Annotated in this window: 14 protein-coding genes; 11 read left to right on the forward strand and 3 right to left on the reverse strand. The window is 61.7% G+C overall.

Features of this window, described 5'->3' with window-relative positions:
* Nucleotides 1-466 precede the first annotated feature (466 nt).
* The gene (locus tag VJ464_09275) at nt 467-1105 is read right to left on the reverse strand and encodes a hypothetical protein (protein ID HKQ05310.1); all 639 of its coding nucleotides are present in this window, start codon (nt 1103-1105) and stop codon (nt 467-469) included.
* A 181-nt stretch (nt 1106-1286) separates the two neighbouring features.
* On the opposite strand from VJ464_09275, the gene VJ464_09280 reads away from it, so the two are divergent.
* The 8 genes from VJ464_09280 (at nt 1287) to VJ464_09315 (ending at nt 8724) form a co-directional block, all read left to right on the forward strand.
* A complete protein-coding gene (locus VJ464_09280) occupies nt 1287-2495 on the forward strand; it encodes an endonuclease/exonuclease/phosphatase family protein (GenBank protein HKQ05311.1) in 1209 nt (402 codons plus the stop codon).
* A gap of 122 nt (nt 2496-2617) precedes the next feature.
* Entirely contained in the window at nt 2618-2980 is a 363-nt protein-coding gene (locus tag VJ464_09285) for a response regulator (protein HKQ05312.1), read from the forward strand.
* 564 nt (nt 2981-3544) lie between these two features.
* Nucleotides 3545-4219 carry an NADPH-dependent F420 reductase gene (npdG, locus tag VJ464_09290; protein HKQ05313.1) on the forward strand — a complete coding sequence of 225 codons (675 nt, stop codon included), beginning with the start codon at nt 3545-3547 and terminating at the stop codon, nt 4217-4219.
* 83 nt (nt 4220-4302) lie between these two features.
* Nucleotides 4303-5319: a 2-phospho-L-lactate transferase gene (cofD, locus tag VJ464_09295; protein HKQ05314.1), complete on the forward strand. Its 1017-nt coding sequence runs from the start codon at nt 4303-4305 to the stop codon at nt 5317-5319.
* Nucleotides 5276-5944: a 2-phospho-L-lactate guanylyltransferase gene (gene cofC, locus VJ464_09300; protein HKQ05315.1), complete on the forward strand. Its 669-nt coding sequence runs from the start codon at nt 5276-5278 to the stop codon at nt 5942-5944. Before cofD ends, cofC begins: the two co-directional genes overlap by 44 nt.
* A 57-nt stretch (nt 5945-6001) precedes the next feature.
* Complete coding sequence (gene cofE / locus VJ464_09305) at nt 6002-6790, forward strand: coenzyme F420-0:L-glutamate ligase (GenBank protein ID HKQ05316.1); 789 nt, start codon at nt 6002-6004, stop codon at nt 6788-6790.
* Nucleotides 6791-6921: 131 nt separating this feature from the next.
* The gene (gene xylA, locus VJ464_09310) at nt 6922-8091 is read left to right on the forward strand and encodes a xylose isomerase (protein ID HKQ05317.1); all 1170 of its coding nucleotides are present in this window, start codon (nt 6922-6924) and stop codon (nt 8089-8091) included.
* Between the two features lie 150 nt (nt 8092-8241).
* Complete coding sequence (locus VJ464_09315) at nt 8242-8724, forward strand: hypothetical protein (protein ID HKQ05318.1); 483 nt, start codon at nt 8242-8244, stop codon at nt 8722-8724.
* 5 nt (nt 8725-8729) lie between these two features.
* Here the strand turns inward: VJ464_09315 and VJ464_09320 are convergent, their stop codons facing one another.
* Both VJ464_09320 and VJ464_09325 read right to left on the reverse strand, forming a co-directional pair.
* Nucleotides 8730-9701 carry an aldo/keto reductase gene (locus VJ464_09320; protein ID HKQ05319.1) on the reverse strand — a complete coding sequence of 324 codons (972 nt, stop codon included), beginning with the start codon at nt 9699-9701 and terminating at the stop codon, nt 8730-8732.
* Nucleotides 9702-9727: 26 nt separating this feature from the next.
* The gene (locus VJ464_09325) at nt 9728-10735 is read right to left on the reverse strand and encodes an NAD(P)-dependent alcohol dehydrogenase (GenBank protein ID HKQ05320.1); all 1008 of its coding nucleotides are present in this window, start codon (nt 10733-10735) and stop codon (nt 9728-9730) included.
* 441 nt (nt 10736-11176) lie between these two features.
* Between VJ464_09325 and VJ464_09330 the strand changes: the two genes are divergently transcribed.
* From VJ464_09330 to VJ464_09340, 3 genes are read left to right on the forward strand one after another with little or no spacing between them, the layout of a single operon-like run.
* On the forward strand, nt 11177-13045 hold the full coding sequence (locus VJ464_09330) for a 2-oxoacid:acceptor oxidoreductase subunit alpha (GenBank protein HKQ05321.1): 1869 nt from the start codon (nt 11177-11179) through the stop codon (nt 13043-13045).
* Entirely contained in the window at nt 13042-13389 is a 348-nt protein-coding gene (locus VJ464_09335; protein HKQ05322.1) for a hypothetical protein, read from the forward strand. The genes VJ464_09330 and VJ464_09335 overlap by 4 nt, the downstream gene beginning before the upstream one ends.
* 35 nt (nt 13390-13424) lie before the next feature.
* On the forward strand, nt 13425-14474 hold the full coding sequence (locus tag VJ464_09340) for a 2-oxoacid:ferredoxin oxidoreductase subunit beta (protein HKQ05323.1): 1050 nt from the start codon (nt 13425-13427) through the stop codon (nt 14472-14474).
* Nucleotides 14475-14493 lie beyond the last annotated feature (19 nt).

Below are 14493 nucleotides of genomic sequence, written 5' to 3' on the forward strand. Positions count from 1 at the left end.
TTTCCCTGCGCACCGATGAGTCCTTTTGCGGCCCTCATCTGATCCCTGTCGGTTTCCGGAAGCTTGGGGCAGCCGTTCTGGCAACCGCAGATCAATGCGCGGACTCACTGATTCAACCGCTGTGCCACGTGCGCCGAACCGGCTGTGGCTCACGCCGGGCCGCGCCGCAGTTCGTCAAAAAGGGCGGGTAAATGGCCTGTTTGCCGTAAGATTTCTGATGAATTTAACCGCCGCCCGCAGGGGCGTCTGTCGAGCGAAGCGGGCGTCAGGCGGGCCGCACGGCCTGTCAGACTGACGTGATTTTCCGGCTTTCGGTTATTTTGACTGAATGAGATTAGCGGTGATCAATCAGGACTTTATGGCGCGCGGGCCGGGTAAATACGTGCCCCTGGTGTCGTTTGCCGGCAGGCGAGAAAACCGGGGACTGCGGCCGGCGGCGGCCCCCGGTTTTACCTAATTCAGACGATCAATCGGCGAGCCCGGCTTGCGACTCGCGGCGCTCTTTCAAGGTGTAGACCAGCGAGGCGACCAGCGCAAAGGCGACGATGCCGGCAAGGTCGTATTGCAGGTCGTTCGCCGTGTCGTGCAAAGACCAGATGCGCTGGAAGTCGCCATAAAACAGCTCGTCCCACAGCTCAAGGATTTCGTACCAGGCGCAGAAGCTGAAGGCCACGGTGGTTGATAAAAAACCGAGCAGACCTTGCGGCAGCAGAATCCCCATGCGCCGTGTCGTGGCGCGCAGCAGCCACATCACCGGGATCAGCGCGAAGCCTGAGCCGAAGAAGTGCGCGAACTCGTCAAAGTCTGAGAGCGGCCCGAACGGCTTGTTGTAGAGCTGAAAGAAATTGCCGAGCACGTCAATGCCGACCGCTGCGGCCAGGCAGGCGAGCATGCTGATGGGGATGCGAATGCTCTGGCGAAAGCGGAAGAAGCAATAGGTGAACAGCAGCAGCACGCTGGTCAGCGCCGTGTTCACAACCCAGGGGCGATAGGGCAGGCGGATGAGCAGCCATGATTTCAAGGTGAAGGCGAGGACGCTGAAAGCGTAGAACTCGTATTGCTTGAAACGCGTTTTCGTTACCGGCGCGATTGCCAGGTCGGCCATATCATCTCTCCTCCATAAGCGGGCGATGTGCGTCAGAGCATACCAAAAACGATTCGAACGCGCAGGCCCTTAGAATCGCCCGACGCCGCGCCGGTTGCTTGGCACAGTGGTCAGCCGCGCGCGCTTCGTGCTAGGTTGTTGGCTGAGACCGTTTGACGAACAGGGGACAACGCCAATCACGATGACCGCCATTGAAGACGCCGAAGCGGCGAGCGCCGATAATCAACACCTCGTCAATGAACTGTTGCGCTTCAAGACTTTCGCCGAGCTGCGCGGCTCGGCCTTTTATCAAGCGCGCCGCCGCGAGCTGGAGCAACTGCTTGGCGAGCCGCGGGTCTATCGCGCTGCCGGGGCGACGCCGCGCCTTGCCGCCTTCCTGCGCGTCGTGATGTGGAACATCGAGCGCGGCACCTACCTGGACGCCATCAGCGACATCCTGAATCACCACCCGGTGATCGGCCACGCCGACCTGCTGTTGTTGAACGAGCTGGACGCCGGCATGGCGCGCTCAGGCAACCGCAATGTCGCGCAAGAGTTGAGCCGGCGGCTCGCGGCGCATGCCATCTACGGCGTTGAATACCTCGAAATGACGAAAGGCACGGGCGACGAATTGCGATTGCCGGGAGCGAACACGGCGGCGCTGCATGGCAATGCGATTCTGACGCGCCACGCGTTCGCCGCGCCGCAGGTCGTCCGCCTGCCGCGCTGCGAAAACAACTTCGAGAGCGCCGAGCGGCGTTTGGGCGGGCGCATCGGCATTCTGACGGATCTCGACATCGGCGGCACGCGCTTGACCGCCGCGACCACACACCTCGATGTCGTCAACACGCCGCGCTGCCGCGCCCGCCAGATGCGTGCCATGCTCGAAGCCGTAGACGCCCGCATTGCGGCGCGGCGCTTGAGCCGCCGCAGTCTTGTCGGCGGCGATTTGAACACCCACACCTTCGCGCGCGGCACACGCTTGCGAGCCATGAAGAACACCGCGGTGATTATGGGAAGCCGGCCTGACAAACTGGCGCGGCGGCTCAAGCGGCCCGTCTTGCGCGAGGCGGCCATCCGAGAATTCGCGCGCTTCGGTTATGACATCGCCAGTTGTAATGATGCGCGCTCGACGGCGCGCTCGGTCGTCTCACGGCTCGACGATTCTCGCGGCGTGCCGCAGCCCTTGCGCTGGTGGATCGGTCGGCGAATCGGCCCCGAAGGCTTGACCCTTGAGCTGCGGCTCGACTGGTTGGCGGCGCGCGGCCTGCGTGCGCTGCGCGCCGGCGAAATGATTGACGCGGCGACCGGCGTGGCGAGCGTTGACCCGCAGACCTTCGCCGGCCTCACCTCTGACGGACAACCGCTGTCAGATCACGATCCGATTGTTGTTGACCTGCTGATCGAGTAAGGGCTAATCCGCGATCCTCCAGGCTGGCACGCGCCACCGGCTAGACGCCTGCGAAGCATTATCTTCCAATTGATGAGGGCTGGTGCTAAACTGCTTGGCACATCGCGCAAAGGGGAGCAGCCATGTCGAAACGCATTCTCGTTGTCGAAGACGATTTCGATACGCGCTACATGCTTTCGTTGATTCTCAAAGGTGAGGGTTATGAAGTCATCACCGCCGCTGATGGCGAAGGCGCGCTCGCCGTGGTCCTCGACGAGCAGCCCGACCTCATCATCACAGACATCAGCATGCCTTGCCTGAATGGCATCGAGCTGACGCGCAGCCTGCGCGGCAAAGCCGAAACCGCTGCCCTGCCCATCCTGGCGATCACGGCTTTCGGACCGACGACGATCAGCACGGCGCTCGCCGCCGGCGCTTCGGCCTGCGTTCGCAAGCCTATCGAGATGACCGAATTCCTGCCGATGGTCAAAGACCTCATGGCCTGAACGGGCGCGGTCAAAGTGACTGAAATCGTCAATGCAAGCTGACTGATGCTGGAAGGCGAATGGTCCGCCTTTCTCTCTCTAACACGAACTCAACTTATATCATTCCCTCACTTAGTTCACATCAAAGAGCCCGGCGCGACAACTGGCACCGGGTTTGTATAGTTACTGCTGCGCGGTTGAAGTGATCCGCCGCTGAGATTCAGAAGAGTGACAGGCCGTGAGCGCGAGCGATTGCGCCGCCGGCCAGGGGAGGCCGTTCGATGAATCGTTCAGGTGTCTGTTCCATCGTGATCTGGGAAGTCGAGATTTAAGCGACTCGCTCAGTTGAGTCGCCGCCTTCATAGCTTTGTGTTTCCCTCGTTCGGCGATAGCCTATATCGCCTCTCCAATAATCTGCTCGTTGCATACGGCGCAAGGCTGCCACCTTGCGCCCAATTTTTTGCCCTGAAAACAACCCCCGACCGCTGACCGCTGACGGCTCGCTGTCGTCTGTCGGCACGCGTCCGTTGACACGCCTCATCGCTGGTGGCAACCTGTTGGCGACTAAAAACGAGTGAGGCAACGATGAACATCAACGAATTGCAGATCGGCGTGATCGGCGGCACCGGCGAAGAAGGGCGCGGGCTGGCGCTGCGCTGGGCGATGGCCGGGGCGCGCGTGCGCATCGGCTCGCGCACCGCCGAGCGCGCACAGGCCGCCGCCGCCCTTTTGAACCCGCATGTGCCGAATAATCCCATCGGCTACGGCGAGAACCGCGAGGTGGTGGCCGCCTCTGACTTCGCGCTGCTCACCGTGCCCTTCGAGCATGCGGCGGCGACGCTCGAATCACTGGTGCCGGACTTGCGACCGGGCGCGATTGTCATAGACATCACGGTGCCTGTGTCGTTTGAAAAAGGTGTCGGCGTGCGCTACGTCGAGCTGCCCGAAGGCTCGGCCAGCGAGCACCTGCGCGCACGGCTCCCCGACTCGATCCCGCTGGTCGCGGCCTTCAAGACCGAGCCGGCGCACCTGCTGGTCGAAGCCCACGAAAAGCTCGATTGCGACGTCTTGGTGGCGAGCAACGATAAAGAAGCTCGCGCACGGGTGATTGAAGCCATCCCGCACATCGAAGGCTTGCGCGCCGTCGACGCCGGGACGCTCTACAGCGCCCGCGCCATCGAGCGCATGACGGTGCTGGCCATCGGCATCAACCGCCGCTATCGTGTCAAGTCGGCCTGCTATCGTGTGATGGGGCTGTGAACGGGTGTTGGGTGTTGGGTGCTGGCTCAAAGATGATTTGACACACCGATCATTACTGGAATTTCGCTGAACCGAACTAAGCAATGGATACCGCTTCCGACCAACACCCAACGCCCAACACCCAGCACCCACGCAGGCTCACCGCTTTGGCCGGCGGCGTCGGCGCGGCAAAGTTTCTGCTCGGACTCAGCGCCGTGATGCCCGCCGAAGACCTGACGATCATCGCCAACACCGGCGATGATATTGAGCTTTATGGCCTGCGCATCTCGCCCGACATTGACACCGTGACCTATACGCTCGCCGGTGTCATCAACGAAGCGACGGGATGGGGAATCAGCGGCGACACTTTTCAATGTCTCGAATGGATGGCACGTTACGGCGAGCCGCGCTGGTTCAACCTGGGCGACCGCGACCTGGCGACGCACATCTATCGCACCAATCAACTGCGACAGGGGCGCACGCTCAGCGAAGTGACCGATCACCTGCGCCGCGCGCTCAAGGTGGCGGCAAAGATTCTGCCGATGAGCGACGCTTACACGCCGACGCGCGTCGTCACTGACGCAGGCGAGATGCACTTTCAGGAATATTTCGTCGGGCATCGCTCGGAGCCGCGTGTCAAGGCACTGCGCTTCGACGACATTGAAACGGCTCGGCCCGCGCCCGGCGTCACCGAGGCGATACGCGAAGCCGACCTGATTGTCATCTGTCCGAGCAATCCGTTCATCAGTATCGGCCCGATCCTCGCCGTGCCCGGCCTGCGCGATGCGTTGCGAACGACACAAGCCCCGGTCATCGCCATCACGCCGATCATCGAAGGCCGCGCCTTGAAAGGCCCTGCGGCTGATATGCTGCGTGATCTGGGCTACGAATCTTCGGCGCATGCCGTCGCCGCGATGTACCAGGATTTCTGCGATGTCTTCGTGCTGGACGCGCGCGACGCCGCTCTGCAACCGCAAATCGAAGCGCTCGGCCTGCGCGCCGTCGTCACCGACACGGTGATGACCACACTGGCCGACAAGCAGCGACTGGCCCGCGAGGTGTTGTCACTTGTCACTTATGAAGGCTCTACTCATTCCGGTCAAAGACCCGGCAAACGCTAAGACGCGGCTCGCGCCCTTGTTGTCGCCTGATGAAAGGCGGCGACTGGCATGGGCGATGTTTGAAGACGTCAGCCGCGCCGTCGCCGACGTGACCCGCGCCGACCGCGTCTATCTGGTGTCGAGCTTCGCGCCGGCCATCGCGCACGCGCAGGGGCTCGGCTGGGAGGTCTTGAAAGAAGCGACGCAAGCCGGCGAGAGCGCGTCTATTGATTGGGCGTCGGCTGTGCTTGCCGAGCGCGGCGTGGGTGCGGTGCTGCGATTGCCCGCAGACTTGCCGCTGGTGCGCGCCGCAGACCTGGACGCGCTGCTGGCCATCGAAGTCCGCTCGCCTGCCGCCATCCTCGTGCCTTCGCGCGAAGGCACCGGCACGAACGCCATTCTGCGCACGCCGCCGACCCTCTTCCCGTCGCGCTTCGGGCCGAACTCGCTGGCCCTGCATCGCGAGGAAGCGGCGCGTGCCGGCATTGAGTGTTTGATCGTCAACAATGAGCGGATCGCGCTCGACATTGACGACCCGGCTGACCTGCAAGCCCTGCTTGAGCTGGGCCGCGGCACGGCGGCGCACGCGGCGCTTGCGGGAATGCACATTGGATTGCGGATTGCGGATTGCGGATTGCGGAATTAGGAACGGCGCCGTTATCGTTCTGCTTTACTCTCAAGCAAAGAACAGAAGACTCCGTTTATGTCTTTTAATCCGCAATCCGCAATCCGCAATCCGCAATCGGCAGAGCTACGAATCATCGGCGTGCCAGGCATGCCTGAAGTCGAAGCGGGCGACCCGCTGCCGGCGCTCATCGTCGAGTCTGTGCGCGCCGCCGGTATCGAGGTGGTCGCCGGCGACGTCTTCGTCGTTGCTCAAAAGGTTGTCTCGAAAGCCGAAGGCCGCATCGTGCCGCTTGCCGGGATTGAGCCTTCCAGGCGGGCGCGCGATTGGGCGGCGCGCTACGACAAAGACCCGCGCATGGTCGAAGTCGTCCTCAAAGAAGCGAAGCGCATCGTCCGCATGGAGCGCGGCGTCTTGATTGCCGAAACCCACCACGGCTTCATCTGCGCCAATGCCGGGGTTGATGCTTCAAACGTCGCGGCGGGTGTCGTCGTCTTGCTGCCGGAGGATGCCGACCGCTCGGCGCGCGAAATTCAGGCGGCACTGGAACGCGAGTTCAGCACCTCTGCCGCGGTGATCGTCTCGGACACCTTTGGCCGCCCGTGGCGCGAAGGCATCGTCAACATCGCCATCGGCATCGCCGGGATCGCGCCGCTCATCGATTATCGCGGCCAGCCGGATTCGCACGGGCGCGACTTGAAGGTCACGGTGATCGCCATTGCCGACGAGCTGGCTTCGGCCGCCGAGCTGGTGATGCGCAAGACCGCCGGCCTGCCGGTCGTCATCATTCGTGGCTTTGATTACACAGCGCGCGAAGCGTCGGCGCGCGAGCTGATTCGCCCGCCAGAGATGGACTTGTTTCGCTAGCCCGCCGGTTGACTGTGGCGAACCAACTCGGCTAATCTGGCCTCGACCCGGCGCAATTGACAACCGCATCAGCAATCCTACGAACAGCGCCGCCTGCACGACCGCATACGGCCTGACGACAAGGGGAAACTATGGCTACAGATAACTACACTCCGCGACCCGAGCACAAATTCACTTTCGGACTCTGGACGGTCGGCAACCGCGGGCGCGACCCGTTCGGCGATGCCGTGCGCGAATCGCTGTCGGCCACCGAGATCGTCAAGATGCTCGCTGAGGTCGGCGCTTACGGCGTCAACCTGCATGACAACGACCTCGTGCCCATTGATGCAACCCCACAGGAGCGCGACCGCATCGTCCGCGAGTTTAAGAATGCTTGCGAAGACGCCGGCTTGAAAGTGCCGATGGCGACCGTCAACCTGTTTTATGATCCAGTCTTTCGTGACGGTGCCTTCACGGCCAATGATCCGGACGTGCGCGCTTATGCCGTGGCCAAGACCATGCAGGCGATGGACATCGGCGCCGAGCTTGGCGCGAAAATCTTCGTCCTCTGGGGTGGGCGCGAAGGCGTCGAGACCGACGCCTGTCGCCGGCCCGATGATGCCATCAAACGGCTGCGCGAGGCATTGAATTATCTGTGCGAATATTCGAGCGCGCAGGGCTATGGCTATCGCTTCGCGCTCGAAGCCAAGCCGAACGAGCCGCGCGCCGACATCTACATGCCGACGACCGGCGCTTATCTGGCGTTCATCGAAACGCTCGACCACCCGGAAGTCGTCGGCGTCAATCCTGAAGTGGCGCACGAGCAGATGCCCGGCCTGAACATGATGCATGCGGTGGCGCAGGCATGGGAAGCGGGCAAGCTCTTTCACATCGATCTGAATGATCAGGTGCCGGGACGCTACGATCAAGATTTGCGCTTCGGCTCGGCGAACCCGAAGACGGCTTTCTGGCTGGTGAAGTTTTTAGAAGATGTCGGCTATGACGGCTCGCGCCACTTCGACGCGCACGCCTACCGCACCGAAGACTACGAGGGCGTCAAAGACTTCGCGCGCGGCTGCATGCGCACCTACCTGATCTTAAAAGACAAGGCGGCGCGCTGGAATCAGGACGCCGAGATCAAGGGGCTGCTCGCCGAGTTGAACGAGCTTGGCAATGGCGCGCCCGGTGTCGGCAAGTTTTCGAAAGCCGGCGCGCAGGCCTTGCACAGTTACAGCTTCGACCGCGCGGCGATGTCGTCGAAAGGCTTGAAGTACGAACGGCTCGACCAGTTGACGGTAGACATCCTGCTCGGCGTGCGTTGAGCGACGATCATTCAACCGCCAAGACGCCAAGGGCGCAAAGAGATTCTGCAATCCTCTTGGTGTTCTTGGCGTCTTGGCGGTTTATTTACGACTGAAGACGAGAAACTCTTCCTTGCCTGAAATCACCAATCAGCCTTGAGGAGAAGATTGATGACCGCCACATCTACGGCATCTTTGCCGCAAAGCTCTACGCCTTATCGCGCGATTTTTTGGGCCGGCCTGATCGCCGGCACACTGGACATTACCGCCGCCTGCATCACCAGCACACTACGCGGCGGCACGCCCTTGCGGCTCTTGCGCTACGTCGCCGGCGGGCTGCTCGGCCCCGAAGCGTTTCAGGGCGGATTAGGCACTGCCGCGCTCGGACTGGCGTTGCACTACTTGATCGCGACGACGTGGGCCACCGTTTACTACGCGGCGAGTCGCAAGCTTCCGGTGCTGGTCAGGCGACCGATTCTTTGCGGCTTGCTCTACGGCCTCGTCGTCTGGTGCGTGATGAATCTCGTCGTTCTGCCGCTCTCGGCACTGCCTAAGCCGACGTTCACGCTGAGCGGCGTCTTGATCGGCGCGACGATCCTCATGTTCTGCATCGGACTGCCCATTGCGCTCATCGTCCGCCGCTACTCGAAATGAATCGCTTACTGTGACCACTGCGTCGGCTGGCGATCCCAGCGATGGGGGCGCAGCTTCGCGTGTAGCTCGTCAGGCAGCGGGCCGGCGTCGCTTGCGGCAATATTCGCGTCAACGTGACGCCGCTTGCGCATGCCGGGGATGATTGTGCTGACCGTCGGATTGTTCAGAATAAACCGCAGCGCCATCTCCGGCATCGTCATCGCTTCGGGCACCAGCGGCTTTAAAGCGTCGGCGCGCTCGACGCTCGGATTCAAGTTCTCCGGCACAAAATAGGTGCTGCGCCAGTCGTCGGCGGGCCACCGGCTCTCTTTGGTGAGCGTGCCCGTCAGCGTGCCTTCGTCGAACGGCACGCGGGCGATTACCGCAACGTCATGTTCATTACACGCCGGGAAAAGCTCGTCTTCGGGGTTCTGGTCGAAGATGTTGTAAATGACCTGCACGGCGTCTATCAAGCCGCTGCGCACGGTGCGCACGCCGTTCCAGGGCTCCCAGCGATTGATGCTGATGCCGACGGCGTGCAGTAACCCCTGGCGGCGCAGCTCATCGATCTTCTTCGTCCAGCGATCATCGTCGAGCCAACTGTCTTCCCATGTGTGAAACTGCACGAGGTCAAAACTCGCCAGCCCGGCGTTCTGCAAGCTCGTATGCACGCTCTCTTCGATGTAATCGGGCGGGAAGCAATCGTCGAGCGTGAACTCGCGGCGGCTCGGCCACTGGCGATTACGGGGCGGCACTTTCGTCGCCGTGTAGAGCTTCTTGTCCGGGTTGGCGCGCAGCAGTTGGCCGAGCAATCGTTCGCTGCGGCCTTCGCCATACGCCAGCGCCGTGTCATAGAAGTTACAGCCCAGATCCGCCGAGCGTTGCAGCGCGGCGAGCGACTCCTCATCATTCGAGTCCGTCCAGCCGGCCATGCCCCACATCCCGTAACCGATTTCGCTGACCGACCAATCGGTGCGGCCAAAGCGCCGATAGTTCATTGATCCCTCCTCCTTCTCTCGATCTCTCAATAGGTGATGACGATCTTGCCGAAGTGCGAGCCGCTCTCCATATAGCGGAGCGCCTCGCCGACTTCGGCAAAGTTGAATGTCCGATCAATCACCGGCTTCAGTTGATTCGCCCCGATGGCGCGGTTCATCTCTTCAAACATCTGACGCGAGCCGACGAAGACGCCCTGCAAGCGGACGCTCTTCATCAGGACGCTGAGCGGGTTGAAATCGCCGCCCATCGCCAGCACGCCGATCAGCGCGACGTGGCCGCCGACGCGCGCCGCGTTCAGTGATCTCGTCAACGTCCCAGGGCCGCCGACTTCGATCACATGATCTACGCCGAGCTTGCCGGTCAGGCGCGCGACCTCTTTGTCCCACTCAGGGGTGTTGCGGTAATTGATCGTTTCGGCGGCCCCCAGCGCGCGGGCGCGCTCAAGCTTCTCGTCGCTGCTCGACGTGATGATCACCCGCGCTCCATGCATTCTCGCCAGTTGCAGGGCGAAGATGGACACGCCGCCGGTGCCGAGCGCCAGCACCGTTTCGCCGGCTTTCAGGTTGCCAGAGTTGACCAAGGCGTGCCAGGCAGTGACGGCGGCGCACGGCAGCGTTGCGGCTTCTTCAAACGACAGATGATCGGGAACTCTAACCAGACCTTCTTCGCTGAACGCGCCGTATTCGCGCAACACGCCGTCGAAGTCGCCGGCGCCAATCGCCGTGCGATTCTTCCGCATCGTTGTCGGCCCTTCGATCCAGCCCTGCGTGAAGATCGGGCAGACGCGGTCGCCGACGCGCCATCGCGTCACACTGCTGCCGACGGCGGTGATTTCGCCGGCGCCGTCCGACAGCGGCACGGCGGGCAGCCGTGCGCGCGGGTTGTAAGTGCCTTTGACAAACATCAGGTCGCGGTAATTCAACGACGCGGCGCGGAAGCGCACGACGACTTCATTGCTTGCCGGTTGCGGCTCGTCGCGCTCGACAAGCGCCAGGTGGTCAATACCGAATTCGCGGACTTCGTAGGCTTTCATTGCGATCCCCTCTATCCGTTTTCAAAGTGGTTCCGGCGCGCCGGTCGAGCGGCTGACCGCGGCGGATATTGCCAATTGCTTAAACTGACATTCTGCTTTGACGGCCATCGCCGCGCAAGCTCAGCGGCAGATGAGCGCGTGGGGAATAATGCGCAGGCGGCGAGCAAAGCTCCGCAGCCGGTCCGTAGATTCACTGTCTAAATCAAGGTTTTCGACTGGCACAATGGATGCTCAAGTGTGCATTGCGACACCTCAATTCGGATAGATTTGCGCTTGCTGATGCACGCTTCAAGCGGGCACAGGGCAAGGTGGATGCCCGCTTGTCGTGGTATATTGTTTTGTGTTATATGACAGTCGGCTCGACCGACGGGTAATGGATTTAACCGGGCGGTGATGAGCGCATCACGCCTCACTTTCCAGACTGACAGGGTGGACACCGACATGGAATCAACAACGATTCTCAACAACGTCGAAGAGAAACACATTGAAGAACTCGAAGCCGTGACCATCCGCTTCGCCGGCGATTCCGGCGACGGCATGCAGTTGACCGGCACGCAGTTCACCAATACGACGGCCATCGTCGGCAACGACATCTCGACGTTGCCTGACTTCCCGGCAGAGATTCGCGCCCCTGCCGGCAGTCTGCCGGGCGTTTCGGGCTTCCAGCTCAACTTCTCGAATCACGATATCCGCACGCCGGGCGACGAGCCGAACGTGTTGGTGGCGATGAACCCGGCGGCGCTGAAAGTGAACCTGCCCGATCTCGAAGCCGGCGGCTTGCTGATCGTCAACATCGATGCCTTCAGTGAAAACAACCTGAAGAAGGCCAGCTACGCCAGCAACCCGCTCAACGACAACAGCCTCGACGGCTACCGCGTCTTCCGCCTGCCGATTTCGACGCTCAACCGCGCGGCGCTGAAAGAGATCAAGCTGCCGCCGAAAGAGATTGACCGCTGCAAGAATTTCTGGGCGCTCGGCCTGATGTACTGGCTCTATGACCGCCCGATGGGACCGACCGAGCGCTGGATCGAAGCCAAGTTCCGCACTAAGCCCGACGTGGCGCAAGCGAACCTGACGGCACTGAAGGCCGGGTTTGCTTACGGCGACGCCGCCGAGATCTTCACGACGCATTACCGCGTGCGCAAGGCGGCGATCACGCCGGGCAAGTATCGCAACATCACCGGCAATCAGGCGACGGCGCTCGGATGTGTGGCGGCGTCGGTTTTGGCGGGCCGCCCGCTCTTTTATGCGAGCTACCCGATCACGCCGGCCTCTGACATTCTGCATGAGCTGTCCATGCACAAGAACTTCGGCGTCAAGACGTTTCAGGCCGAAGACGAGATTGCCGCGATGTGCGCGACGGTCGGCGCGTCGTTTACGGGGCAACTGGCGCTGACGGGGACGAGCGGGCCGGGGCTGGCGCTGAAGAGTGAAGCCATCGGGCTTGCGGTCATGACTGAATTGCCGGTGGTCATCATTGACGTGCAGCGCGGCGGGCCATCAACGGGATTGCCGACGAAGACCGAGCAGGCCGACTTGCTGCAAGCCATGTTCGGGCGCAACGGCGAATGCCCGGTCGCCATCGTCGCCGCCGCGACTCCGGCTGACTGTTTTGCCATGGCGGTCGAAGCCTTCCGCGTCGCTGTGCGCCATATGATCCCGGTAATCTATCTTACGGACGGCTATCTCGGCAACGGCGCCGAGCCCTGGAAGCTACCCAAGATGGAAGACCTGCCGAAGTTCGGCGTCGAGTTTACGACTGAGGCCGAAGGCTTCCTGCCCTACATGCGCGACCCGGATTCGCTGGCGCGCAACTGGGCGATACCGGGAACGCCCGGCCTTGAGCATCGCGTCGGCGGGCTTGAAAAGGCCGACATCACCGGCAACGTTTCTTACGATCCCGAAAACCACATGCACATGGTCTTGACGCGCGCCGAAAAGGTGGCGCGCATTGCCGACGACATCCCGGAGCTTGAAGTGTACGGCGAGCCGCAAGGGCGCTTGCTGGTCGTCGGCTGGGGCTCGACCTACGGGGCGATCACCTCGGCGGTCGAAGAGATGCAGCAGCGCGGCCAGTCGGTGTCGAGCATCCACCTGCGCCATCTCAATCCGTTCCCGCGCAACCTCGGCGAAATCCTCGGGCGCTTTGACCGCGTGCTGGTGCCGGAATTGAACATGGGCCAGTTGTGCATGCTGCTGCGCGCCAAGTATCTGGTGCCGGCCATCTCTTATCCGAAGGTCAAGGGCAAGCCGTTCAAGATCAGCGAGCTGCTGGCGAAGATGAAGGAAGTCTATGAGGATGAGTTATGAGCGATGAAGAATTCGAGAAGCGAATGAAAGAGCAATTCGATCAACTGACCGCAATTGTCATGAATCTCGGCGAGCGGGTTGACCAGCTTGGCGAGCGGGTTGACCAGCTTGGCGAACGCGTTGACCAGATCGGCACGCAGGTCGAGAAGCTGACAGATAAGGTCGACAAGCTGACCGATGCGGTAGTAGGCCTGATAGGCATTGTCGGACGACACGACCGACAGATTGCCGAACTGATCGAGCGTGGCAAAGAGAATGAAGAGCGCTCCAAGGCGACCGACGAGCGCATCAACGCGCTGATCGCGATTGTTGAAAAATCGTTTCGCCGACCGGATGAGCAATAGTCCGGCGCGGCGGCGCATTAGCGAAGGGGAATCGTATGAGCACAGACGCAAACGTCCCGACCAACGGCCAGGAGCCGCCGGTCAAGCTGTCGCGCAAAGACTTCGTTTCCGATCAAGAAGTCCGCTGGTGTCCGGGCTGCGGCGATTACGCCATCCTCGCGCAAGTCCAGAAGGTCATGCCGGAACTGGGCATCAAGCGCGAGAACATGGTCTTTGTGTCGGGCATCGGCTGTTCGAGCCGCTTCCCGTATTACATGAACACCTATGGCTTTCACAGCATTCATGGGCGCGCTCCGGCGGTCGCGACCGGCATCAAGGTGGCGAACCCTGAGCTGAGCGTCTGGGTCGTCACCGGCGACGGCGACGCCCTGTCGATTGGCGGCAACCACCTGATTCACGCCATCCGCCGCAACCTCGACATCAACATCCTGCTCTTCAACAACCGCATCTACGGCTTGACCAAGGGGCAGTACTCGCCGACTTCCGAGTTTGGCAAGAAGAACAAGTCGGCGCCCTACGGGGTGATCGATTACCCGCTCAACCCGCTGTCGGTGGCGCTGGCGGCAGAGGCGACGTTTGTCGGGCGCGGCGTCGACACCCACACGGCGCATTTGCAGATGGTCGTCGAGCGTGCCGTGCGCCACAAGGGCGTATCGTTCGTCGAGGTCTATCAGAACTGCAACATCTTCAATGACGGCGCGTTCGATATGTTCACAGACCGTGGCGCGAGAGATGACCGCATGATAGAGCTTAATCACGGCCAGCCGCTCGTATTCGGCAAAGAGAAGAACAAGGGCGTTCGCATGCGCAACGACATGCATCTTGAGGTGGTCGAGCTGGGCAACGGCATCAGCGAATCGGATTTGATCACGCATAATGAGAAAGCGCCCGATTCCTACCTCGCCTACATGCTTGCGCGAATGGAGTACCCGGACTACCCTGTCCCCATAGGCGTTTTCCGCGACGTTGAAAAAGCGACCTACGAAGAGATGCTTGAGCAGCAGATCGAAGCCGCCCGCCAGAAGTCGGGGCCGGGCAATCTCGAAAAGCTGATTCATAGCGGCGATACGTGGGTAATTGATTAGGGGTCGGGTGTCGGGGGCC

The sequence above is a fragment of the Blastocatellia bacterium genome, from assembly GCA_035275065.1.
In the GTDB taxonomy this organism is placed as follows: Bacteria; Acidobacteriota; Blastocatellia; order UBA7656; family UBA7656; genus DATENM01.